The sequence below is a fragment of the Variovorax sp. KK3 genome (genome assembly GCF_001984055.1).
Lineage (GTDB): Bacteria > Pseudomonadota > Gammaproteobacteria > Burkholderiales > Burkholderiaceae_C > Variovorax.
On sequence record NZ_LYVO01000192.1, the window covers coordinates 1 to 626 of the forward strand.

1 protein-coding gene is annotated in these 626 nt (G+C 67.9%); it reads left to right on the forward strand.

All coding sequences use genetic code 11. The features are described 5' to 3' along the window. Window positions 1-27 precede the first annotated feature (27 nt). A partial coding sequence (locus tag B0W80_RS34105; protein WP_256856769.1) for a hypothetical protein occupies window positions 28-626 on the forward strand: 599 nt, incomplete at its 3' end.

Genomic DNA, 626 nt, shown 5'->3' on the forward strand with positions numbered 1-626 from the left:
GTCACCACGACCGGCACCACCTCCAACGTGGGCGGCTCCTTGCAAGCTGGCGGGGCCGTCGGCCTGACCGCCTCCGGGCTGAACAACACCCAGGGCAAGATCACCGGGCAGAGTTTGCGCATCGATGCACGCGGCGCCGACTTCGACAACCGCGCAGGCCAGGCGCTCGCAACGGGCGATCTGCGCATCGATGCCGGCGCCATCTACAACACCGGCGCCCTCATTCGTTCGCAGGGCACCACGACGCTCGACGCCGGCTCGATCGTCAATGCCAACACGCAGGGCAAGGACCAGGGCATCGAGGGCCGGAACGTCCGCATCGGCGCGCGCGAGCTGAACAACACCGACGGCGCCATTCGAGCGGACCGGAACGTTTCGATCACAAGCCCCGGCGCGGTTTACAACACCCGTGGCCTGATCTCCGCGGGCGACACGCTCTCCATCACGGACCCGCATGCAGCGGTACCGAGCGCCAAGACCCTCGATGTCTCGAACCTCGACGGCAGCTTGACGGCCGGCCGTTCGTTGAGCATCGATGCGGCCTCCCTGCGTTCCAGCGGCAGGCTGCTGTCCGGTGTCGATGCGACCTTGGCGCTGTCGGGCGTCGTGCTGCTCGAGTCCGGCAG